Origin of the sequence: Streptomyces sp. NPDC127117, assembly GCF_042677325.1 — a bacterium.
Classification (GTDB): domain Bacteria; phylum Actinomycetota; class Actinomycetes; order Streptomycetales; family Streptomycetaceae; genus Streptomyces.
Genome location: NZ_JBHXTM010000036.1, coordinates 67,347 through 87,339 on the forward strand (window position 1 = coordinate 67,347; position 19,993 = coordinate 87,339).

The window sequence follows — 19,993 nt, forward strand, 5'->3', positions numbered from 1 at the left end:
GGGCGGGCGCTACCGGGTTCCCCTAGGGGTTCGCGGGGGCACTAGGAATCCTCCCGGCGGGAACCGCCGCCTCCGTCGGGCAGGCCCATGAGATACCAGTCGGTCCGGTGGCCATCCGCCTCCAGAAGCTGCTTGTCATAGGTGAAGCCCGACCGTCGCGCGACCGCTGCCGACGGGGCGTTTCCCGGATCCACCCGGATCACTCCTTGAGCCGCCCCTTCGGCTGCGGCGTACCGGCAGATCAGGCGGACAGCACGGGTCATCAGTCCCTTCCCCCGCCAGGCCGGGTAGAGCACGTAGGAGATGTTGGCCTGCCCGGGCTCCAAGCCCGCCACATCGAATCGCAGGTCGATGTAACCCGCCAGGGTTTGCTGGTCAGCCGTCCGGATCCCGAAGGCACGCAGCGGTCCACTCGTGGCCCATTGCTCGATGCAGTGGCGGAAGTACGCCTCGGTACCGGCCCGGGTTGCTGGTTCCCCACTGAGCCACCGGACCAGGAGTTCGTCCTCGCCCGCCAGGTGCGCGTCGACATCGTCCAAGCGCAGAGGAGAAAGAGCTACGACCCCATCGGAAAGGTTCATGCCATGCATGCAGCCACCATCGGCCCCGTGGCGCGCAACCTGCAAGCAAGTATTCACGGAGAGTCGTCCATCGGCGGCGCAGGGTCGGACACGAACAAACTCAACCGGTACGTGGTCGGGCGCACCAGGCGCCCGCAGAGAGTGTCGATCCGAGTCATCGCCCAGTCGATCCGCTCCGGCCCGGCACGCAGATGACTCAGGTGAGCACGCCACTCCGTCTCGTCCCGCGTCTCGAAGTGCACCTCCCAGTGACCTGCACCGAGGCAGGCACGAGCTACAGCCTGCCGCTGGCGTTTCCTCTTCCGCTGTCCTGGCACCGGCCCAGCATCACTGGCGCTGCACCACTGCGGCAAGGCCATTGATCAAGGTCACCAGCCAGCCGAATGGTGACCACCTGTCGGACAGGGCCAGAACCCGTCCTGGCGATCACACCGTCCCCGCGTACCAGTGCCATCCGCGTTCTGTGAGAGTTGGCCGGACCGAAGGGTCCGGAAAGGGGTGACACATGGCTGATCACGACTGGCACGACGACAGCGATTACCACGACGCGGTCCAGCGGGCCGACCGGGCAACACGGTTCGGCTGGGCAGCGATCGCCGGGACAACAGGGGTGCTCGGCTGCGCACTGATCGCCCTGGCCATGATCTGCGTGATCGCGATTCTCGCGTGCGTCTACGTCGTGGCGGCGATGGATCACTAGGGCGCGTCCAGCGGATCACGTGACCGTCCGCAATGGAAGCGTGTTGACGGGGCCATGACGAGTTCGCTCCTGCCGCCTTCGCCGATCCGAGCGTAGATCCATTATCCCGGTGCGAGGAGGCCCCTGTCACCGTTCTCCAGAATGATCTCTACACCCGATATGCGCCTTTAGGGTTGCGGTCGAAGAGCACAACGAAGCTACACATTAAGGGAGTTGAAAGTGGCGTACGACGTTGCCGCGCTGGCGGTGGAACTCACGGACATGGCTGCGGCCGATCACCGGTCCTCGGTCGGTGCGAACAGTGATGACCCGGCCGAGCAGTTGGCGTGGCGCCGCTTGACCGCACGGCACGGTGACCGGCTCGGCGAGATCATGGACGAGTACGGCTGGCCGACAGCAGAACTCGTCGGCGAGGAGGCGGCACGCGCGGCGTGGTTGATCGCCCAGCATGCAGACCGGCAGCTCGACGTCCAGCGTCGTGCCCTCCATCTGATGCAACAGTCGGTGTCGGCAGGCGCGGCCGACCGGCGTGAGCTGGCCTTTCTGCGCGACCGCACGCTGGTCAATGAGGGTCGCAAACAGGTCTACGGCACTCAGATCGCCGGTGTGAAGGACGGGTCACCGGTTCCGTGGCCCTGCGAAGAGCCCGAGCGCATGGACGAGCTGCGTGCGCAGGTCGGCATCGAGCCGTTCGACGAGTACGTCGCCAAGTTCGCGATGTCCTGACGACCCGTTCCTGGTCGCCTCGCGGCAGGTCATTGCTCCGCAGCTCTCCTGCCGCGAGGCCGCCGGATTTCGCGCGGGGCCGGCCCGGACCGACTCCGGGGGCGCAGATGCCTGCCGACGCCGCCTGGAGCCGTGTGCAGTCCGCCTGGGCGGCGCCCCCGTGATGAGGGAGCGCGCCCGCCCCACCTGCGCCGTCGGCCGCTGTTCATTCAAGAGCCATGTACTCGGCTGACGGGTGGGCCAGCTCGGGGTGCTCCACGGTGTACCGATCTCCGTGAATCGCGAGCATCGCCCAGTGCCACGCCTCGTCGTGGAAGATGAGGCCGCGGTACGGCGCGTCGCTCGGCTCGTACGGGTAGCGGTCCAAGGCCGCCGCCCACGCTTCTGCCGGTGCCAGGTCGCCGTGCCGCTGCATCAGCCACGCGTAGCAACGCCGCTCGGCCCGAAGATACTCGACGTACTCGGTCTCGCTCCAGGTCATGCGGCCGACCCTAGCCGAGGCCCCGGGACGCACGGCCGCGACGTCGAGGTCGTGGCCGCGGCCGTGACAAGCGCGCCGTGATCATGGAGACTCCAGGCACTTGGGCGTCCGGCTTGCGTTCATTTCGCACCGCACGCCGATCGCCGCTTACCAATCGATCGAACGGAAGGTCGTCCGTGCGCAAGCTTGTGTACTACGTCGCGTCCTCTCTCGACGGATTCATTGCGGGACCGGACGGTTCCGACCCATCGAGTCCGGACGGTTTCTGGCCGATTCCCGAGGACTACATTCGGCACATCATCACCGAGTACCCGGAGACCCTTCCCGGTCCGGCCCGTGCCGCATTCTCCATCACGGACGGCGGCACCCATTTCGACACTGTCGTCGAAGGCCGGCGGTCCTACGAGATCGGGCTCAAGGCCGGTCTCACCAACGCATACCCCCACCTGCGGCATCTGGTGTTCTCCCGGACGCTGGGCGAGAGCCCGGACCCGGACGTGGAACTGGTTGCCGACGATCCGGCAGCTACGGTAAGGCAGCTGAAGCAGCAGGACGGAAAGGACATCTGGCTGGTCGGTGGTGCCGAGCTGGCCGGTGCGCTGTATTCCGAGATAGACGGGATGGTCATCAAGCTGAGCCCGATGACCATCGGCTCCGGGATTCCGCTCTTCTCCCACAAGGCAGTCTTCGACCCGTGCAATTGGGATCTCACCGACCACACCGTCCTGAAGTCCGGGGCAGCGTTCCTCACCTACGCCCGCAGAGTTCCCACCGCGTAGCGGCCCGGTAATACCGGGGTCCGCCGTCCGGAATCCCTCCCCCTTCCTTCGGGCTCCGGCGGCCTGTTCGTGGGCGCGGCCCGAGCGTTGCTCACTCAGCACCCGCCGGGCCGCGTCCACCCCGTACGACAACGCCGGCCCCCACGGTCCATGTGCGGATCGTAAAAGCCGGCGTCACATCACACGGTGCCGGTGGCGGTGCTGCTACCGGGGTCAGGCTCCGCAGAGCGGGACGGTCCGTACGTAGCCGCCGAGGTTCTCGTCGTCGGTGCCCAGAAGGGCGTCGGAGGAGCCCGGCAGGCATTCCACTGCCTCGATCTTGTACTGCGGGAACGTCCCCAGCACCGTCGGGGACGCCGAGAGCGTGACCCGCACCCGGCCGGCGGCCGACACGGTCACCCGGCCCGCGTCGCTCACCGCGGAGTCGAACGGGCCGTCGTCACCGGCGTCCGCCGCCGAGCTCACGATGATCCGGCCGGAGCCGGTCACCGAGATATCGGAGATGTGCCGGGTGCCCTCGCCGGTCGGGTACGTCGCCACGTAGGACCGTTGTGTCACGGCACCGAACTGCGGCTGCCCCCACGGGGCGAACGACAACGGCGACGCGTTCAGCGTGGCGGGACGGCCCGGACCGGCTCCCCGGTCGGCCCACAGGGCGGCGAGCTTCCCGTCCCGGGCGACGAGCGCGAAGCTCTCGAAATCATCTCCCTCGGCGATCCCGGGCAGCGGCGTGTAGTCGACGACTTCCGCCGTGGCGCCGGAGACCTTCAGGCGGTAGACGATGCCGCGGCTGGCGAGCGCCAGATACTCCCCGGGCATCCCGGGGATGGCCTCGATGGCCTCCAGGTCGACGGGTTCCGGCCCGTCCCAGGCGATCGGGGAGACTCCGTCGGAACCCTCCCGGTGGGTGATCAGGGACAGGCGCTGCTGCCCCGACCGCTTGTTGTCGTGCACAGCCAGCGCGTACACCCCTCGCCCGTCCGCGGTGCGGCCTTGGTACGCGAGACCACTGACTCCGCTACGGGCGTCACCGCCGACCTTCTGCCATTGGCCGGCGTCCGCGCCTGCCGGGGCGCTGCCGAGCATCGTCAGCAGCGCGGCCGCCGCGGTGATAGAGGCCATGCGCTGCAACATCGGGAGTTCCACTGGGGTCGCTCGCCTTCTCTGTCCGACAGGCGCGAGGTCACGCGCCGGGCGTCACGTTATTGATCATCGCGAGCGCGGCCCAGCGGCGGTTACGCCATTTGCCGGAGCGCGAAGTCGAACTCGGCAGGAGCACATCGCACGTCGCGCGCCATCCGCCTGCCCGGGGCCGGGTGCGCGCCACGCGCCCGCCCGAGCCGAGTGCCGCATCAAGCGGCCCTCTCCCTGTCTCCGCCTTCCGGCATCGGGTTGACGTCCTTCAGCCGGTCCGCAATCTCCTCGGCGGTCAGCACCAGGGCGAAGCCCTTGCGCAGGACGGCGAGTTCGGGCTCCTGGCGGGACTCGTCGTCGGTGGCCGTGACGTCGGCTCCGAAGACGACCTGGTAGCCGCGTTCATACGCCTGCCGCGCCGTTGTGCCGCAGCAGTAGTTGGTGAGCGTTCCCGTGACGATGACCGTGTCGCGGCCGAGGTTGCGCAGCATCGTGTCGAGCGGGGTGTCGTAGAACGCGCCGTAGGACGGCTTGCGGATCAGGGCCTCGTCGCGGCGGCGGTGCATCGGGGCCCATACCTCGGCCGGGCCCGGTCGGCGCCAGTCGGTGTCGGCGTGCGGGAGGTGGCGCAGGGCGCGCGGCCGGTCCAGGCCGAGATGTGTGTCGTCGAAGACGGTCCAGATGACCGGGACCGCGGCGGCTCGGCAGTCTTCGACCAGTTGATGCAGTCGGGGCGCCATCCGGGTGGCCGCGGGCACCCAGTAGGGGCTCCATTCCGGCCGTACGAATTCGTCCTGCATGTCGATGACGAGCAGCGCCGCCCGCTCCGGCCGTACGTCGAACGATGCCCGGCCGTGCTCGTACGCGTCGCGCGCCCGCGCGGTCACCCATTCCTCGGTATACGCCACCATCACTCCACCTACCTCGAATCGAGATACATCGTTTCGATGTGCGAGAGTAGCAAAATGCTGGAACTTGCGATCCTGGGATTCCTGGCCGACGAGCCCCTGCACGGCTATCAACTGCGCCGCCGCATCGCGCACTTGTCCGGCCACGCCCGGCCGGTCAGCGACGGCAGCCTCTACCCGGCGATCAACCGCCTGGTCAAGGCCGGGCTGCTGGACCGCCGGGCGGAACCGGGTGCCTCGGCCGCCCAGCGGCACACCCTGAGTCTGACCGCCCCCGGCCGCACCGAACTGCTGCGTCGGCTGCGGGACGCCGACGGCCTGGAGATCAGTGACAGCACCCGGTACTTCACGGTCCTGGCCTTCCTCTCCCAGCTTCCCGACACCGCCGACCAGCACGCGGTGCTGCGGCGGCGGCTGGAATTCCTGGACCAGCCCTCAAGCTTCTTCCACGACGGTGACCTCCCGCTCGGTGTCGAGGACACCAGCGACCCGTACCGTCGCGGCATGCTCACCATCGCCCGTGCCACCAGCCGCGCGGAACGGGTCTGGCTGCGCGAGGTGTTGTCCTGACGCCGGGCAACAGCGCCATGCACGACAGGGCCGGCCGGGGTACGGAAACGTCGTGGCCGACAGCCTTCTCGCGCGGGTATCGTCCGGCCCCGGTACCCCGACCAGCCGCTCCAGCGGCATCCGAGTTCCGGAGAGCGATTCCCATGAGCAGCCGGCAGGCAACGACGACCCTTTGGCGCCCGACCGGCCCCAAGGAGCTGGATCTGGTCCGGGAGCTGGACTGGCGTGCGTGGCCGCCCCGTCTTCCCGAACAGCCCATCTTCTACCCGGTCCTCAACGAGGACTACGCGATCCGGATCGCCAGGGACTGGAACGTGAAGCACGACGGGGCCGGGTTCGTCACGCGCTTCGAGGTCGATTCGGAGTTCCTGCGCCGTTACCCCGTCCAGCAGGCCGGCGGGCGGACGATCCTTGAGCTGTGGGTGCCGGCCGAGGAGCTCGACGAGTTCAACACCCATATCGTCGGTGAGATCCAGCTCGTCCACGAGTTCCGCTAGGTCGCCGGCTTCGGAACGCCTCCGGGCGTGGAGACCGCGGCGCCACCACCGGTTCCGGTGCCGGTGGCGCCTGGTCGCTGGGACTCCGGACGGTGACTCCCTCGCCCGCGAGCAGGCTCCGGAACTCATCGCGCGCATCGCCGCCGCTCCGGTCACCGCCGACGTCGCGGAGACCGTCGCCGAGGTGAACGCGACGGGTGCCGTCGGTATCGACGTCGAAGACGGCGCCCGCCCCTCAGCAGATCCGGCGAAGCGACTGGCCGCAGCCCGGCAGGGAGGCAGGCAGCCGACCGGCCAGGCGCGGACCTGTTCCTCAACGCCCGTATCGGCACCTTCCTGTTCGGGCTCGGCGATCCTGACACCCGGCTCGATGAGACCCTGGCCCGGCGCACCTGTACGTCGATGCGGACGCGGACGGCATCTTCGTCCCCGGTGTCACCAACACCGCCGCCATCGCGGCGTCGGCCGGTGGAGATCTCCGTACCGCTGAACGTCCTGGCCGGTCCCGGTGCCCCCCGTTCCGAGCTCGGCGCCCTCGGGGTGGCTCGCGTCAGGGCCCGTACAGGTCGGCTCCTGTCCTGGGTTCTCGGAACCACAGGTTCTCGGGAGCTCACAGTGATGGCGGCCCTGTACGGCCCGACTCGGCGCAGTGCGAGGATCGTGGCATGAACGATCTCCGCTTCCGCCTCGCCGACGACACCGACCTGCCCGCTCTCGTCCGGCTGCGCGACGACGCCGCTCGCTGGATGCTCGCCCGGGGCATCACCGGCCAATGGCAGCCCGGCGAGCTGGACGAGGACCACTTCCGCCGGATCATGGCGAGTGGTGAGGTCTGGATCGCCGAGGCCGACGGCCGCCCGGCCGGGGCATGGGAGTTGTGGTGGGCGGACGAGGACGCGTGGGGCCCACAGCCGCCGGTGGCCGGCTATGTGCACCGGCTGATGGTGGACCGCAGCAGCACCCGGCCGGGTACGGGGCGGCGACTGCTACGGGCCGCGGAGCAGCGGGTGGCCGAGGCGGGGCGGGCGTTCGTCCGTCTGGACTGTCTGGCCGGGAACGCCACCCTGAGCGCCTATTACGTGAACGACGGCTACCGGGTCGTCGGCCACAAGGCGGGCAAGCAACAGCCGGGCGGCGTACCCAAGTCGTTCACGCTCCTTGAGAAGGCCTTGCAGGGCGGCAGCGAGCGCTGAACAGCCACGGCCGGGGTGGCTGCGCGCGAACCGGTCAGCGGCGGAGTGCGTAATGGGTCGGACGGGAACGTGCGGTGGGACGGGAACGTGCGGTGGGACGGGAACGTGCGGTGGGACGGGAACGTGCGGTGGGACGGGAACGTGCGGTCCGCCGGCTGACGCCGAGCGCCTGGGCGACGCTGTCCCAATCCGGCCCGTCCAGGGTGTCGAGGTTGTACACGGCATCCGCCGCAGCGCTCCGGGTCATGCGTTCCAGGGTGGCGGCGGCCCGGATCGCGGCCAGTGGCTCGTCGGCGGTCAGCGCGGCAAGACGCGTTTGGACCTGGTCGAGGAGGGCGGCGAGGTCCACCGGCAGGGGAATGGCGCGGGCCTGTACGTCGGTGATGTGGGCGTCCCGGTCGTCTTCCGGGCCGCTGGTGTCGAACAGGTACGGTTTCCGCCGCTCGGCAGCCTCCCGGTCAAGCGGGTAGCGGGGTGTGCCGCACCGGCCGCACGAAGACGTACCGCGCATCCCGGTGGCGACCGGAGCGCCAAGCGTGCCGTCGTGGACGTACCGGTCAGTGTTCTGATGCACCGTCGGCCCGCTTCCGGCATCGAAGTACACCGGGCCCGGCTCGGTGCCGTCGGCCAGCAGGACGCCGGGCCGGTCTTCGTGTTCGTCGCCGCACTCCTCGGTCACCCGCATGCCGGAACCCTCCCCCACCGCAACCCCGATGAGTCACGAACGGCCGACCCGGACGGCGCACCCGAAGAGCCGCTCCGCTCACGGGCCCGGCCGACCCGTCGACAGCCCTGCCCGACCGCAGCGAGGCCCGGCGGGCGAATACCCGAGCCGGTGAATCGGGCAAGCGGGACGGCTCAGGAGCGTGTCCGGTCAGGACGTGACCGAAGGGGAGTCCGGCCGGCCCGTGCGGGACCAGGTGAGACCTTCGAGCTGTTCGATGCTCTGGTTGAACTCCACCAGCAGGGTGAGGAACTGCTCGGTTCGCTCCCCCGACCACCCCGACGCCTCGATGAGGCGGGTGGTCCCCGCCCGGCTGATGGCGCGATCCGCCTCCAGGCGTTCCAGGCCGAGCGCGGTGGGACGGAACCTCCGGGCCATCCCCCCGTCGGGATCGGGGATGCGCTCCACCAGGCCATTGCGGAGCATCGCGCTGACCTGGCGGTTGATGGTGGAGACATCGACCTGGAAGGTGTGCGCCAGCTCCTTGAGCGTGAGCGGATCACCGACTTCGAGTCGGGTGAGCAGGACGTAGGCCGAGCGTTCCAGGCTCTGGCCGATGCGGGGGCCCCGGGCGGCGACGAAATGCCGGGACAGCAAGGTCAGCTCCCGTTCCAGATCGCTCAACCGGTGCTCTTGCTCACTCATGTGCCTGGTCCTCTTCCACCGTCGGTTCCCACTCATCATCCCGCATTCCCGCCCTGTCCCGGCGGCCACGGCAGTCACGGCCGCGGGCGAGCATTTGTGCATCATGCACATCACATGTATCTTACATATTATGTGCATGATGCTTATCGATCCTGTGCATCCGCACCGCCCCAGCTCTCGGCGCACCCGAGGCATGGAGTCCCACATGAGTGCAGACCAGCCCGGGGATGAAACAGCCATTACGCATCCGACCGTACGGACCTGTCCCTTCGACCCACCCGGCGCTCCTCCGCGGAGCAAGACGCCGGAACAAATGCGACACACCCCCGGGCCGCCGCCGCAAAGCGCTGAACCAACAAACCCAACAGCACCACAGCACCACAGCACCACAGCACCACAGCACCACAGCACCAACAGGTACGACGAAAGGACATGGCCATGGAACGCCTCAAGGACAAGGTCGCAATCATCACCGGCGCGGGCAGCGGGATCGGAAGGTCCGCCGCCGAACTGATGAGCCGGCAGGGCGCTCGCGTCGTGGTCGCGGATCACAACACCCAGGCCGCCGAGGAGACCGCCGCTGTCATCGAGGCGGCGGGCGGACGGGCGCTTCCGGTCACCGTGGACGTCACCGACGAGGGCTCGGTCGCCGACATGGTCGCCGCGACCATCAGTGAATTCGACGGCCTGCACGTCCTGTGCAGCCACGTCGGCGGAACGAACCCGCGCAAGGACCTGGACCTGCTCCGCATGGACATGGACGAGTTCGACCGGGCCGTCGCCCTCAATGTGCGCAGCACCCTGCTGGGTGCCCGGCACGCGGTGCCCCACATGATCAGCGCCGGTGGCGGATCCATCATCAACACGGCGTCCGTGGCCGCCCTCGTCGGCGATGTCCTGCAGACGTCCTACGGCGCCGTCAAGGCCGCGGTGGTCAGCATCACGAAGTCGATCGCCGTCCAGTACGGGCCGCAGAACGTGCGCTGCAACGCCATCGCCCCTGGCGCGGTCATGACCCCCGCCCTGGAGAACAACCTCCCCGAGGACGTCGTCGAGGCACTGCGGAGGGGCAACGCCCTGCCGTACCTGGGCTCTCCCGAGGACATCGGCCACACCATGGTGTTCCTCGCCTCCGACGAGTCCCGCTACCTCACCGGCCAACTCCTCGTCGTCGACGGCGGGATGACCATGCAGTCCTCCGCCGCTCCCGGGCGGCGTGCCATGCTCCCCGGCTGACGTCGGCCCCGGGGCGATGGCAACCGCCCCCGGGCGCACCGGTTCGTTAGAATCGGGGCCGGTCGTTGCTGGTGAGGGTTGTTCCCGGGGGTGCGCATGGCTGTCGAGATCAACCTGCCGCTCGGCGAGGAAGCCGACCCCGATGACCGGGCCAAGGCCGATGCCGTTGCTTTCCGGCTCGCCTCCGAGCTCACCGAGATCGGTAACGAACGCTTTCTGCGGGCGGCGCTGCCAGGTCCGGCCCACTTCCACCACCGCAGCACCGACCGGCTCATCGGCCGGCCCGGTCGCGACCCGGAGGCCGGCGAACCCACCTCCAGCCTCCTGCTGCGCGCCATCCACCTGTGCTTCACCGCCCACCTGCCCCTGAGCCTGTCGCCAGACCTGCTCTGGTACGCGATCGTGCACGAGACGGCCGTCCACATCCGGCTGAACTCCCGTACGTACGAGGGGCTGTTCACCACCGCACCCGGCGAGCAGCAGGAGATCGCCGTCCGTGACGATCTGGCGGCGCTGGACTGGGAGCGTTCGATCAACCTGGTCCAGCAGCCGTTGCGTACCCGGATCGGGGACGACGTGGCGGATCTGTTCCAGCCCACGTTCTCCACCACCACGCCCGGCGACGCCACGGCCGCGCTGGTGTCCCTGATGGACGCGGTCAGCCCCTATTACCGCTTCCGGTGGATCTCGCTCTGCGGCATCCCTCGGATCAGGCTGGAGGGCTCCGGTCGGGACTGGCGCCTGCTGGCAGGTCGCGTACGTGAACTGGAGGAGTGGTTCGACGGCCTGCGGCCGTGGTTCAGGGCCCTGCACCCCGTGTTGGACACGATCGGCGCGACAGCCTCGGGGTGGGGAGCGGACAAGGACTTCTGGCGTTCGCTGTACAAGTGGGAGTCGGCGTCCGGCGGGGATCGGGTCACGGGTTGGATCACTGCCTTCTTCGCCCACCGTTACACCGACGACGGCCCCGTTCCGAAGAGGTCGTTCGGCCCCGGGACCTCCGTGGAGGAGGAGTTTCCCTCGCACCTCTCGCATGTCCCGTTCCACTGGGAGACGCCGGCCGGGGTTCACCGGATGGCCTTTCTCGGGGGCGTGCTCGGTATCAGCCGCGACGGTGAGTGGATCCGCCCCCGGCTCGGTCATGCCGTGGTGGAACTGCTGCCGGCCGACTGTCCGGACCGCGAATGCCCGGACCGCGAGCGCACGGGTGATGAGTGCCCGCACCGGCCCGTCGCCGCGGACTGACGGACCGGTCGGCATTCCCGGTGTCGGTCAGCGTTCCCGCGAGAGTGCCAGGAGTTCGGCGAAGGTGCCGACCCCGAGCAGTACAGCCTCGTGCCACGGCTCGTCGCCGCAGTGCGTGCGGGCGCCTGACCCCCGAGGCGGACTGCCGGCCCCGGGTGTCCCGAATGCCTCGCGACGTACGCGGCGGCCGGGGCCATCCGGTTCGACGAGCACCGGCGGGCACGGGCGGCGTGGCCCCGGCCGGCCCGTGCCTCTTCCCCGGTCCGCCGCAGTGGACGAGACTCGTCGCAAGATCACAACACTCTGCGACGGGGAGATCGGGGTGGGCACATGCGGGGTCTCGTGTTGCGACTGGCCGGGCTCAGTGCCGGGGCGGAGAGCGCCATGCGGCTCATCGGCTTCTTCGACACCCTCGTCGAGCAACGGCTGGGGCTCGACGGGGTACTGGGGATGGCGGCCCGGGTCGCCGAGTGTCCCGTCGGCCTGTCCGGGCCCGGTCCCGACGGTCTGACGGCCGGGCCGGACGGCAGTACCCGCTCGGGCGGGCCTCCCCCGGGCGCGGCCGTTCGGGAGCTGCGCGGCGGGCAGTGTGCCTGGCTGGCGCGTGAGGGTGGGCCGCAGCCCTTCGACGAACTGCTCCTGGAGCGGCTGGCGCTGGCCTGCGACACCGTGCTGAGCCGTCGCGGAAGCGAGGCGGTGCCGCTCGACCCGGCGCTGCTGGAGACCGTCATCAGCTCCACCGCCCCGCTGCCCGAGCGGGCGCGCGCACTGCGGTCGCTGGGTTTCGCGCCTTCGGGCCCGCTCACCGTCCTGGCCGTCGACGGCGGGCACGGCCCGCAGGGGCTGACGCCTGTTCTCGAACGGCTCCCACCCGCCCCGGCGGGCCGACGCCGGACGGCCGCGCTCGGCTCGGTGCACGCGGTGGCCGTGGCGGGCCCGCTGCCCGAGCGGCTGCTCGCCCCGGCGGGCTTCCGGATCGGGGTCGGTCCCGAGGTCACGGCGGCGGAGGCGCCGCGTTCCTGGGAGGGTGCGTTGCATGCGCTGCGGTTCGCGGGGACCTCGCGCTCGGATGTGGGGCTGGCCCCGGTCGCGGAGGAGCCCGCGATCTACCACTCCTCGCTCGGCGCTTTCGAGGTGCTCGCGAGGGAACTGTCCGGCCCCGCCATCGCCGGCATCGGAGACCTGGACGTCCTGGACGCGCTCGCGGCGGAGCCGGGCAGCGGCACGGAGCTGCTGACCACACTGGAGGTCCTGGTGCAGGCGGGTTCACTGCGTGCGGCGGCGCGGGAGCTGCACCTGCACCACAACTCGGTGGCGGTGCGGGTCGCCCGTGCGGAGGCCGCGCTCGGCTACGGGCTGGGCGAGACGGTGGGCCGTTTCCGGCTCGCGCTGGCCCTTGCCCTGCGCCGCCTGCGGGACAACCCGGCGTAGCGCCGACTGCACGCGAGGCTCCCCCGGGGCACGGTGGGGAGGGCAGGGAGTCCGACGGACGGGCCGTGCCCCTGTCCCCTCCGCCTCCCGGGCGCAAGCCGCCAACCGGCGCGGACCGGGGCGGATCGCGCGCCACCCGGCTCATGACCCGGTCGGGGCGGCGGACACAGACTGACGGACGTCAGCAGCGGTTCTCCCGGGCGGTCCCGTTCTCCGTCCGGGGCCGCTCCGTGCCGCCCGCCGGAGGCCCCCATGCCCCTTCCCCTGCCCGTGGATCCCGAACTCGCCCCGTGGCTCGCCCTGTTGCCCGCCCTCGATGTCGGTGATGCCGCCGCCGCGCGGGCCACCGTAGAGGCGATGGGCGCAGCCGCGCCACCCTTTGTCGTTCCCGAGGGCGTCGAGTCGAGGGAGCAGCGCGTTCCGGGGGCGCCGGGTGCCCCCGAGGTTCCGGTGACGGTGTTCCGTCCGGTGGGGGCCGGGACCGCGCTGCCCGCCGTGCTCTATGTGCACGGCGGCGGGTTCATCCTGGAGGAGGGGGACGGGGACCGGTCCCTCGCCGCGCGCTGGGCGGCCGAACTGGGTGCCGTCGTCGTCTCCGTGCGCTACCGCCTGGCCCCCGAGCACCCCTATCCGGCCGCCACCGACGACTGTTACGCGGCCCTGGAGTGGCTGGCGGGGAACGCCGCGGGTCTGGGCGTGGACCCGGCCCGGATCGCCGTCGCGGGGATCAGTGCCGGGGGCGGCCTGGCCGCCGCGCTGGCCCTGCTGGCCAGGGACCGCGGCGGACCGGCGCTGTGCTTCCAGTTGCTGGACATACCGGAGCTGGACGACCGCCTGGAGACCCCCTCGATGCGGGAGTTCACCGACACGCCGGTGTGGAACCGCCCCAACGCCGTACACAGCTGGCGTGCCTATCTCGGGGCGGACCGCGCCCCCGACACCCCGGTGCCCGCCCATGCCGCGCCCGCCCGCGCCGAGGACCTGTCGGGGCTGCCGCCCGCGTACGTCGCGGTCAGCGACCTCGACCCACTGCGCGACGAGGGCCTCGACTACGCCCAGCGCCTCGTACAGGCCGGTGTCCCCACCGAACTGCACCTGTTTCCCGGCACCTTCCACGGCGCTGCGGGCTTCGTGCCCGACACCGCCGTGACCCGCCGCATGACCGAGGGCGCGCTGGGCGCGCTGCGCCGCGGCCTCTCCGCCTGAAGAATCCCACTCCCCCGCAAGGAGCCGCACATGACCGACTCGGCAAATTCCGTTCCGGAGTACGACGCACTCGTCGTCGGCGCCGGATTCGGCGGCCTCTATGCCCTGTACCAGCTGCGCGCTCACGGGTTCAGCTGCCACGCCTTCGAGACGGGCGACGACGTCGGCGGCACGTGGTACTGGAACCGCTACCCGGGAGCCCGCTGCGACGTCGAGAGCCTGGACTACTGCTACTCGTTCTCCCCCGAGCTGCACGCCGAGTGGGACTGGTCCGAGCGCTTCGCCACCCAGCCCGAGATCCTGCGCTACGCCGGCCACGTCGCGGACCGCTTCGACCTGCGGCCGATGATCTCCTTCGAGACTCGGGTGGCCGCCGCCGTCTGGGAGGAGGAGAGCAGGACATGGCTCCTGACCACCGATGACGGCCGGCGTGCCCGGGCGCGGTTCCTGGTCACCGCCGTGGGCTGCCTGTCCGCGTCCCGCGTTCCCGACCTGCCCGGACTCGACAGCTTCCGCGGCGAGGTGCACCACACCGGCCGCTGGCCGCACGAGGGCGTCGATCTGGCCGGCAAGCGCGTCGCCGTCATCGGCACCGGCTCCTCGGGCATCCAGGCCGTTCCCGAACTCGCCTCGAAAGCAAGTCGCTTGACGGTGTTTCAGCGAACCCCGAACTACAGCTTGCCGGCCCGCAACCGGCCGCTTTCGGGCCGGGAGAGCTGGCGCGCCAAGACGGAGCTGGAGGAGCTGCGAACGTATGCCCGTACCGGATTCTCCGGCTTCTACATCGCCTCCACCGGCCGCTCGGCCCTCGATGTGGGCGAGAAGGAGCGCCGGGCCGCCTTCGAACGCAAGTGGGCCATCGGCGGAACCGAGATCATGTCGGTCTTCAACGACATACTGACGGACGGGAAGGCCAACGAGCACCTCGCAGAGTTCGTCCGCGAGAAGATCCGGGACGCCGTGGACGACCCGGAGACGGCACGCAAGCTCGTCCCGCTGGACTACCCCATCGGCACCAAGCGCATCTGCGTCGACACGGGCTACTTCTCCACGTACAACCGGGAGAACGTCGATCTCGTCGACCTGCGGGCCGAACCGCTCGTGGAGATCACCGAGGACGGCATCCGCACCGAAGCGGGCACGTACCCGGCCGACGTGCTGGTGCTTGCGACCGGCTACGACGCCATGACCGGGCCGCTCACCCGCATCGACATCCGTGGAACGGGCGGCCGTGCCCTGAAGGAACAGTGGGCCTCGGGGCCACGCAGCTACCTGGGCCTCTCGGTGGCCGGCTTCCCCAACCTGCTGACGGTCACCGGACCAGGCAGCCCCTCGGTGCTGGTCAACATGGTGCGGGCGGTCGAGCAGCACGTCGACTGGATCGTGGACTGTATGCGGCAATTGCGCGAGGACGGGGTGGACCGGATCGAGGCGCGGCCGGAGGCGCAGGACGCCTGGGTCGCCCATGTCAACGAGGTCGCCGACACGACCCTCTATCCGCGCGCCAGTTCCTGGTACGTGGGTGCCAACGTGGAAGGAAAGGCGCGGGTGTTCATGCCGTACGCGGGTGGGCTCAACCACTATCGGGAGCGGTGCGAGGAGGTGGCGCGGTCCGGCTATCGGGGCTTCGCACTCGGTACGGGGGTGTCGGCGTGAGGCGTGACACGCTGAGGCTGGACGGGCGCTCCGTCGTCGTCACCGGCGCGGGCCGCGGCCTCGGCCGGGCCTACGCCCTGGACCTCGCGAGGCGCGGCGCCCGTGTCGTCGTCAACGACCTGGGGACGGCGACGGACGGCACCGGGAGCGAGGATGCGGGTCCGGCGGCGCAGGTCGTCGAGGAGATCCGGGCGGCGGGCGGGACGGCGGTCGCGAGCACCGCGGACGCGAGCGGTGTCGAGGGGACGCGGTCCCTGATCGCTCTGGCGTGCGCCGAGTTCGGCTCCGTCGACGGGATCGTGGCGAACGCCGGAATCTACCGGCCGGGGCTGGACTTCACCGACATCGACGAGGCACTGCTGGCGCGGATGACGGCCATTCACTCCCTCGGTGCCTGGCGACTGGTACGGGCCGCGTGGCCCCACTTCACGGAGCACGGTCGGGGCCGGATCGTCCTGGTCACCTCGGCGGCGGGTCTGTACGGGATGGCGGGGAACGCCGCGTACTCCCTGCTCAAGGCGGGGATCGTGGGGCTGACGCGGACGCTGGCCGCCGAGGGTGCCCCGCACGGCATCCGTGTCAATGCCGTGGCTCCGGTGGCCTGGTCGCGGATGTCGGCGGCGACCGAGGGCGTGCCTCCGGAGGTGCTGGAGCGGATGCGGGAGCAGGCGCCGCCCGAGGCGGTCGCGCCGGTGGTGGCCGCGTTGCTCGCGGATGGGGTGCCGGTCACGGGCGAGGTGCTGAGTGCGGGGCGCGGCCGGGTGGGCCGGGTGCTGACGGGCGAGACCCCGGGCATCCGCTCGGCGGACGGCGGTCCGCTGCTCGCGCAGGAACTCACCGAGCGGATCGATGAGCTCCTCTCCGTGGACGGGGTGGTGTACCCGGCCTCGGCGCACGAGACGCCCTGATCTCCCTGATCTCGGAATCTCGGAGCAGGGGTGGGTGGCAAGGGGCGTCCCCCTGCCACCCACCCCTGCACACACGCTCAAGCCTCCCTGTCGAGGAACCGGCGGGCGCCGCGCAAGGTCGTACGGAGCCGGTGCTGAGTGACGCGGCTGTCGAGGCGGATGTCGAGCCCGCCGGGAAGGGCACTGCCGGCACGCAGACCCGAGGGCAGGCGGGAGGCGTCGAGCCCGTCGCGCCGGGCGACGAGGGTGCCGAGTTCATGGCGGCTCATGGCGTCGGCTCCTGCCAGATGGTGAACGCCCGTCGAGTCGCCGGTCGCGAGTTCCAGCAGGGCGGCGGCCAGGTCGGCGACATGCACCGGGCATCGGATGTCGTCGGTGAACAGGACGCCGTCACGGACACCGGACGCGAGGTCGTGCACGGCGCGCACATGCTCGGACCGCCGGTCGTCGCCGATGATCAGCGAGGTACGGGCGATGACCGCATCCGCGTGCACGAGGCGGACGCCCGTCTCCGCCGCGGCCTTCGCCGCACCGTAAGGAGTCAGAGGGTCGGGGCGGCAGGATTCGTCGTAGTGGACGTCGGCTCCGGAGAAGACCGCGTCGCTCGATACGTGGATCAGCCGGCTGCCGTACTTCGCCGCGGCCATCGCCACACGGACGGGGCCCTCCGCCGTGACCGCCCAGTCGGATCCGCCGCTCGTCGCGTTGACGATCACGCGTGGTCCCACCTCGGCCAGGACCGCCTCGACGCGATCGGGGGCACGCAGGTCGAGAGCGTGCCAGGCGACCTCCGCGGTGCTGCCGGGTCTCGTCGCGAAGGTGGCGGCCGTCGTGTGCCCCGCCGCCACCGCCCGGCGGACCAGCTCGGTGCCCAGGAATCCGCTGCCGCCGATGACCAGGAGTGTCATGACGCGCCACGGTAGAGGATCCTGACTCCGGCCGTAACGCCCGGATTCCGTCGCCCGGCGGGCTCGGCCGGGCGTGTGCGCACGCCCCTGATCATAATTTTGCGCAACGCGCAAACTTGCATAGCATGCATTTCATGAGTGCCGACAACACCGCCAGTACCGACGACACGGCCCTCGGGCTGCGCGAGCGCAAGAAGCGCGCGACGCACAACGCACTGGCGGACACGGCACTGCGCATGGCCGCGGATCGCGGCATCGAGAACGTGACCGTGGAAGCGGTCACCGATGCGGTCGGCGTATCCATGCGCACTTTCTTCAACTACTTCGCATGCCTTGAGGACGCGATCACCCGTCCTGTCCAGGACAACGCCGAGCGGACCCGTCGGGCGGTGCTCAACGCGCCGGAGGAACTCACGGCGCTCAATGCCCTGCGCGAGGCGATCGGCCAGGAGCTCGCCCACATCGAGGAGGACCACGAACGCTGGGAACTCCAGATGGCGGTGCTCAGGAAGAGCCCCTCACTGCTGTCCGGCTTCCTGGCCGCCCGCGGTGCGGACGAACGCGCACTGGTCGCCGCCGTGGCCGAGCGCCTCGGCCAGGATCCCGATTCCGATCTCCGCCCCATGCTCCTCGCACACGTGACGCTCGCCGCCACGCGCGCCGCCGTCGAGCTCTGGGTGGCCTCCGGCCGCACCCGTACGTTCCAGAGCATCTACCGCGAGGCCTTCGCCTCGCTGGCCACCGGCCTCAACGACTGAAGCACATCCGAAGGCCCCACCCGGGGCCGTTCACCCGAGAATCCAGAGAATGAGGAACGCCAGCCGATGAGCGCTGCCGTCACACCCGAAGCCGGCATGGCCGGTGCGCCCGAAGAGGCCGCACCAGCCATGACGCGTCGTCAGATACTCCAGGCCATGTCGGGCCTGATGGCCGGCATGTTCGTGGCCATCCTGGCCTCAACCGTGGTCTCCAACGCGCTTCCCCGGATCATCGCCGACCTGAACGGCACCCAGTCCTCGTACACCTGGGTGGTCACCGCCGAGCTCCTGGCGATGACGGCGACCGTCCCGATCTGGGGCAAGCTGTCCGACCTGTACGACAAGAAGCTGCTCATCCAGCTGTCCCTCTCGATGTTCGTCGTCGGCTCGCTCGTCGCCGGCTTCTCGCACAGCGTCGGCCTGCTCATCGTGAGCCGTGTGGTGCAGGGCATCGGCGCGGGCGGTCTCACGGCGCTCGCCCAGGTCGTGATGGCGGCGATCATCCCGCCGCGTGAACTCGGCCGCTACTCCGGCATCTTCGGTGCCGTGTTCGCCGTCGGCACCGTCGCCGGACCGCTCATCGGCGGTGTGCTCGTGGACACCTCCTGGCTGGGGTGGCGCTGGTGCTTCTTCATCGGTGTGCCGTTCGCACTGCTGGCGATCGTGCTGCTCCAGCTCACCCTGAAGCTGCCCACGATCCGAAGAGAAGTGAAGATCGACTATCTCGGCGCCGTCCTCATCATGAGCGGGGTCAGCTCGCTGCTGCTGTGGGTGACCCTCGCGGGCAACCGGTTCGACTGGGCCTCGTGGCAGACCGCCGCCCTGGTCACCGCCGGTGTGGTCCTGCTGGCCGCCGCGGTACTGGTCGAGTCCAAGGTCCAGGAACCGATCATCCCGCTGGACATCTTCCGCAACCGCACCGTGACGCTGACGACCGTGGCGAGCCTGCTGGTGGGCGTGGCCATGTTCGGCGGCACGGTGTTCCTCTCCCAGTACTTCCAGATCTCGCTCGGGAAGACGCCGACCGTCGCGGGTCTCATGAGCCTGCCGATGATTCTCGGTCTGATGATCTCCACGACCGTCGCCGGGCAGATCATCTCCGCCCGGGGCAAGTGGAAGGGCTTCCTGATCGCGGGCGGCATCATCATGACCGCGGGCATGGGACTGCTGTCCACGATCAGCGCGGACTCCTCGTTCGGGCTGCTCAGCGTCTACATGGTGGTGCTCGGTGTGGGCGTCGGCATGCTGATGCAGAACCTGGTGCTGGCGGCCCAGAACGACGTTCCCGCGTCGGAGCTCGGCGCGGCGACCTCGGTGCTGTCGTTCTTCCGCAGCCTCGGTGGAGCGATCGGCACGAGCGCGCTGGGTGCCGTGCTCAGCCACCGGGTGGCGAGCGAGATGGCCAAGGGCTTCGGCGGGGCGGCGGACAACGGGGGCGCCGGCCATGGCGTTCCCGACCTCTCCAAGCTTCCCGAACCGGCCCGGGAGATCGTCGAGCACGCGTACGGGGTCGCGACCGCGGATGTCTTCCTGATCGGAGCCCCCTTCGCGTTCCTCGCCCTGATCGCGGTGCTGTTCATCAAGGAGAAGCCGCTCAAGACGCAGAGTGGCATGGAACGGCTCGCGCAGGAGAACGCCGCTGCGGCGGAGTCACCGGCCGCCCCGACGCACTGATTCAGGAGCGGCGATGAGACCGCCGGCCCGCAC

Annotated in this window: 21 protein-coding genes; 14 read left to right on the plus strand and 7 right to left on the minus strand. The window is 70.1% G+C overall.

All coding sequences use genetic code 11. The features are described 5' to 3' along the window. Positions 1-41: 41 nt before the first annotated feature. Positions 42-590: a GNAT family N-acetyltransferase gene (locus ACFVH0_RS27605; RefSeq protein WP_385824434.1), complete on the minus strand. Its 549-nt coding sequence runs from the start codon at positions 588-590 to the stop codon at positions 42-44. Between the two features lie 496 nt (positions 591-1,086). Between ACFVH0_RS27605 and ACFVH0_RS27610 the strand changes: the two genes are divergently transcribed. Both ACFVH0_RS27610 and ACFVH0_RS27615 read left to right on the plus strand, forming a co-directional pair. Continuing rightward, complete coding sequence (locus ACFVH0_RS27610) at positions 1,087-1,281, plus strand: hypothetical protein (RefSeq protein ID WP_385824436.1); 195 nt, start codon at positions 1,087-1,089, stop codon at positions 1,279-1,281. Positions 1,282-1,500: 219 nt separating this feature from the next. Then, on the plus strand, positions 1,501-2,007 hold the full coding sequence (locus ACFVH0_RS27615) for a DUF6624 domain-containing protein (protein ID WP_385824438.1): 507 nt from the start codon (positions 1,501-1,503) through the stop codon (positions 2,005-2,007). Positions 2,008-2,212: 205 nt separating this feature from the next. Here ACFVH0_RS27615 and ACFVH0_RS27620 read toward each other — a convergent pair whose 3' ends face one another. Then, the gene (locus ACFVH0_RS27620) at positions 2,213-2,488 is read right to left on the minus strand and encodes a hypothetical protein (RefSeq protein WP_385824439.1); all 276 of its coding nucleotides are present in this window, start codon (positions 2,486-2,488) and stop codon (positions 2,213-2,215) included. Positions 2,489-2,664: 176 nt separating this feature from the next. Here ACFVH0_RS27620 and ACFVH0_RS27625 point away from each other — a divergent pair, with 176 nt between their 5' ends. Continuing rightward, positions 2,665-3,267 carry a dihydrofolate reductase family protein gene (locus ACFVH0_RS27625; protein ID WP_385824441.1) on the plus strand — a complete coding sequence of 201 codons (603 nt, stop codon included), beginning with the start codon at positions 2,665-2,667 and terminating at the stop codon, positions 3,265-3,267. Positions 3,268-3,480: 213 nt separating this feature from the next. On the opposite strand, the gene ACFVH0_RS27630 is transcribed toward ACFVH0_RS27625, so the two are convergent. Then, positions 3,481-4,389 carry a hypothetical protein gene (locus tag ACFVH0_RS27630; protein ID WP_385824443.1) on the minus strand — a complete coding sequence of 303 codons (909 nt, stop codon included), beginning with the start codon at positions 4,387-4,389 and terminating at the stop codon, positions 3,481-3,483. A gap of 230 nt (positions 4,390-4,619) precedes the next feature. Next, positions 4,620-5,312 carry a cysteine hydrolase family protein gene (locus ACFVH0_RS27635; protein WP_385824445.1) on the minus strand — a complete coding sequence of 231 codons (693 nt, stop codon included), beginning with the start codon at positions 5,310-5,312 and terminating at the stop codon, positions 4,620-4,622. Positions 5,313-5,366: 54 nt separating this feature from the next. On the opposite strand from ACFVH0_RS27635, the gene ACFVH0_RS27640 reads away from it, so the two are divergent. From ACFVH0_RS27640 to ACFVH0_RS27650, 3 genes are all read left to right on the plus strand, one after another. Next, entirely contained in the window at positions 5,367-5,879 is a 513-nt protein-coding gene (locus ACFVH0_RS27640) for a PadR family transcriptional regulator (RefSeq protein ID WP_385824446.1), read from the plus strand. Between the two features lie 143 nt (positions 5,880-6,022). Continuing rightward, entirely contained in the window at positions 6,023-6,376 is a 354-nt protein-coding gene (locus ACFVH0_RS27645) for a hypothetical protein (RefSeq protein WP_385824448.1), read from the plus strand. A gap of 665 nt (positions 6,377-7,041) precedes the next feature. Further along, positions 7,042-7,569: a GNAT family N-acetyltransferase gene (locus tag ACFVH0_RS27650; RefSeq protein ID WP_385824450.1), complete on the plus strand. Its 528-nt coding sequence runs from the start codon at positions 7,042-7,044 to the stop codon at positions 7,567-7,569. Positions 7,570-7,603: 34 nt separating this feature from the next. On the opposite strand, the gene ACFVH0_RS27655 is transcribed toward ACFVH0_RS27650, so the two are convergent. Both ACFVH0_RS27655 and ACFVH0_RS27660 read right to left on the minus strand, forming a co-directional pair. Beyond that, positions 7,604-8,254, minus strand: a complete 651-nt coding sequence (locus ACFVH0_RS27655; protein ID WP_385824452.1) for a hypothetical protein — start codon at positions 8,252-8,254, stop codon at positions 7,604-7,606. A 189-nt stretch (positions 8,255-8,443) separates the two neighbouring features. After that, complete coding sequence (locus ACFVH0_RS27660) at positions 8,444-8,938, minus strand: MarR family winged helix-turn-helix transcriptional regulator (protein ID WP_385824454.1); 495 nt, start codon at positions 8,936-8,938, stop codon at positions 8,444-8,446. 438 nt (positions 8,939-9,376) lie between these two features. Between ACFVH0_RS27660 and ACFVH0_RS27665 the strand changes: the two genes are divergently transcribed. From ACFVH0_RS27665 to ACFVH0_RS27690, 6 genes are all read left to right on the plus strand, one after another. Then, complete coding sequence (locus ACFVH0_RS27665; RefSeq protein ID WP_385824456.1) at positions 9,377-10,174, plus strand: SDR family NAD(P)-dependent oxidoreductase; 798 nt, start codon at positions 9,377-9,379, stop codon at positions 10,172-10,174. 96 nt (positions 10,175-10,270) lie between these two features. Further along, on the plus strand, positions 10,271-11,419 hold the full coding sequence (locus ACFVH0_RS27670) for a DUF4419 domain-containing protein (RefSeq protein ID WP_385824460.1): 1,149 nt from the start codon (positions 10,271-10,273) through the stop codon (positions 11,417-11,419). 330 nt (positions 11,420-11,749) lie between these two features. Next, on the plus strand, positions 11,750-12,850 hold the full coding sequence (locus ACFVH0_RS27675; protein WP_385824462.1) for a helix-turn-helix domain-containing protein: 1,101 nt from the start codon (positions 11,750-11,752) through the stop codon (positions 12,848-12,850). A gap of 252 nt (positions 12,851-13,102) precedes the next feature. Continuing rightward, positions 13,103-14,056 (plus strand): alpha/beta hydrolase, encoded by a 954-nt coding sequence (locus ACFVH0_RS27680; protein ID WP_385824464.1) that lies wholly within the window; start codon positions 13,103-13,105, stop codon positions 14,054-14,056. A 30-nt stretch (positions 14,057-14,086) separates the two neighbouring features. Then, entirely contained in the window at positions 14,087-15,712 is a 1,626-nt protein-coding gene (locus tag ACFVH0_RS27685; protein ID WP_385824466.1) for a flavin-containing monooxygenase, read from the plus strand. Next, positions 15,709-16,620, plus strand: a complete 912-nt coding sequence (locus ACFVH0_RS27690; protein ID WP_385824468.1) for an SDR family NAD(P)-dependent oxidoreductase — start codon at positions 15,709-15,711, stop codon at positions 16,618-16,620. The genes ACFVH0_RS27685 and ACFVH0_RS27690 overlap by 4 nt, the downstream gene beginning before the upstream one ends. Positions 16,621-16,697: 77 nt before the next feature. On the opposite strand, the gene ACFVH0_RS27695 is transcribed toward ACFVH0_RS27690, so the two are convergent. Next, positions 16,698-17,528: an SDR family oxidoreductase gene (locus ACFVH0_RS27695; RefSeq protein WP_385824470.1), complete on the minus strand. Its 831-nt coding sequence runs from the start codon at positions 17,526-17,528 to the stop codon at positions 16,698-16,700. A 134-nt stretch (positions 17,529-17,662) separates the two neighbouring features. Here ACFVH0_RS27695 and ACFVH0_RS27700 point away from each other — a divergent pair, with 134 nt between their 5' ends. Together ACFVH0_RS27700 and ACFVH0_RS27705 are read left to right on the plus strand one after the other, a co-directional pair. Further along, positions 17,663-18,286, plus strand: coding sequence for a TetR family transcriptional regulator (locus tag ACFVH0_RS27700; RefSeq protein WP_385824472.1), 624 nt, complete (start codon positions 17,663-17,665; stop codon positions 18,284-18,286). Positions 18,287-18,352: 66 nt separating this feature from the next. Next, the gene (locus ACFVH0_RS27705; protein WP_385824474.1) at positions 18,353-19,960 is read left to right on the plus strand and encodes an MDR family MFS transporter; all 1,608 of its coding nucleotides are present in this window, start codon (positions 18,353-18,355) and stop codon (positions 19,958-19,960) included. Positions 19,961-19,993: the final 33 nt, after the last annotated feature.

What these genes read in the sequence shown, in the direction of transcription:
- ACFVH0_RS27660 (WP_385824454.1), bottom strand. Translation starts at nt 8,938, where the DNA reads ATGAGTGAGCAAGAGCACCGGTTGAGCGATCTGGAACGGGAGCTGACC.
- ACFVH0_RS27645 (WP_385824448.1), top strand. Translation starts at nt 6,023, where the DNA reads ATGAGCAGCCGGCAGGCAACGACGACCCTTTGGCGCCCGACCGGCCCC.
- ACFVH0_RS27610 (WP_385824436.1), top strand. Translation starts at nt 1,087, where the DNA reads ATGGCTGATCACGACTGGCACGACGACAGCGATTACCACGACGCGGTC.
- ACFVH0_RS27670 (WP_385824460.1), top strand. Translation starts at nt 10,271, where the DNA reads ATGGCTGTCGAGATCAACCTGCCGCTCGGCGAGGAAGCCGACCCCGAT.
- ACFVH0_RS27685 (WP_385824466.1), top strand. Translation starts at nt 14,087, where the DNA reads ATGACCGACTCGGCAAATTCCGTTCCGGAGTACGACGCACTCGTCGTC.
- ACFVH0_RS27655 (WP_385824452.1), bottom strand. Translation starts at nt 8,254, where the DNA reads ATGCGGGTGACCGAGGAGTGCGGCGACGAACACGAAGACCGGCCCGGC.
- ACFVH0_RS27650 (WP_385824450.1), top strand. Translation starts at nt 7,042, where the DNA reads ATGAACGATCTCCGCTTCCGCCTCGCCGACGACACCGACCTGCCCGCT.
- ACFVH0_RS27635 (WP_385824445.1), bottom strand. Translation starts at nt 5,312, where the DNA reads ATGGTGGCGTATACCGAGGAATGGGTGACCGCGCGGGCGCGCGACGCG.
- ACFVH0_RS27675 (WP_385824462.1), top strand. Translation starts at nt 11,750, where the DNA reads ATGCGGGGTCTCGTGTTGCGACTGGCCGGGCTCAGTGCCGGGGCGGAG.
- ACFVH0_RS27630 (WP_385824443.1), bottom strand. Translation starts at nt 4,389, where the DNA reads ATGGCCTCTATCACCGCGGCGGCCGCGCTGCTGACGATGCTCGGCAGC.
- ACFVH0_RS27700 (WP_385824472.1), top strand. Translation starts at nt 17,663, where the DNA reads ATGAGTGCCGACAACACCGCCAGTACCGACGACACGGCCCTCGGGCTG.
- ACFVH0_RS27665 (WP_385824456.1), top strand. Translation starts at nt 9,377, where the DNA reads ATGGAACGCCTCAAGGACAAGGTCGCAATCATCACCGGCGCGGGCAGC.
- ACFVH0_RS27605 (WP_385824434.1), bottom strand. Translation starts at nt 590, where the DNA reads ATGCATGGCATGAACCTTTCCGATGGGGTCGTAGCTCTTTCTCCTCTG.
- ACFVH0_RS27620 (WP_385824439.1), bottom strand. Translation starts at nt 2,488, where the DNA reads ATGACCTGGAGCGAGACCGAGTACGTCGAGTATCTTCGGGCCGAGCGG.
- ACFVH0_RS27680 (WP_385824464.1), top strand. Translation starts at nt 13,103, where the DNA reads ATGCCCCTTCCCCTGCCCGTGGATCCCGAACTCGCCCCGTGGCTCGCC.
- ACFVH0_RS27640 (WP_385824446.1), top strand. Translation starts at nt 5,367, where the DNA reads ATGCTGGAACTTGCGATCCTGGGATTCCTGGCCGACGAGCCCCTGCAC.
- ACFVH0_RS27705 (WP_385824474.1), top strand. Translation starts at nt 18,353, where the DNA reads ATGAGCGCTGCCGTCACACCCGAAGCCGGCATGGCCGGTGCGCCCGAA.
- ACFVH0_RS27695 (WP_385824470.1), bottom strand. Translation starts at nt 17,528, where the DNA reads ATGACACTCCTGGTCATCGGCGGCAGCGGATTCCTGGGCACCGAGCTG.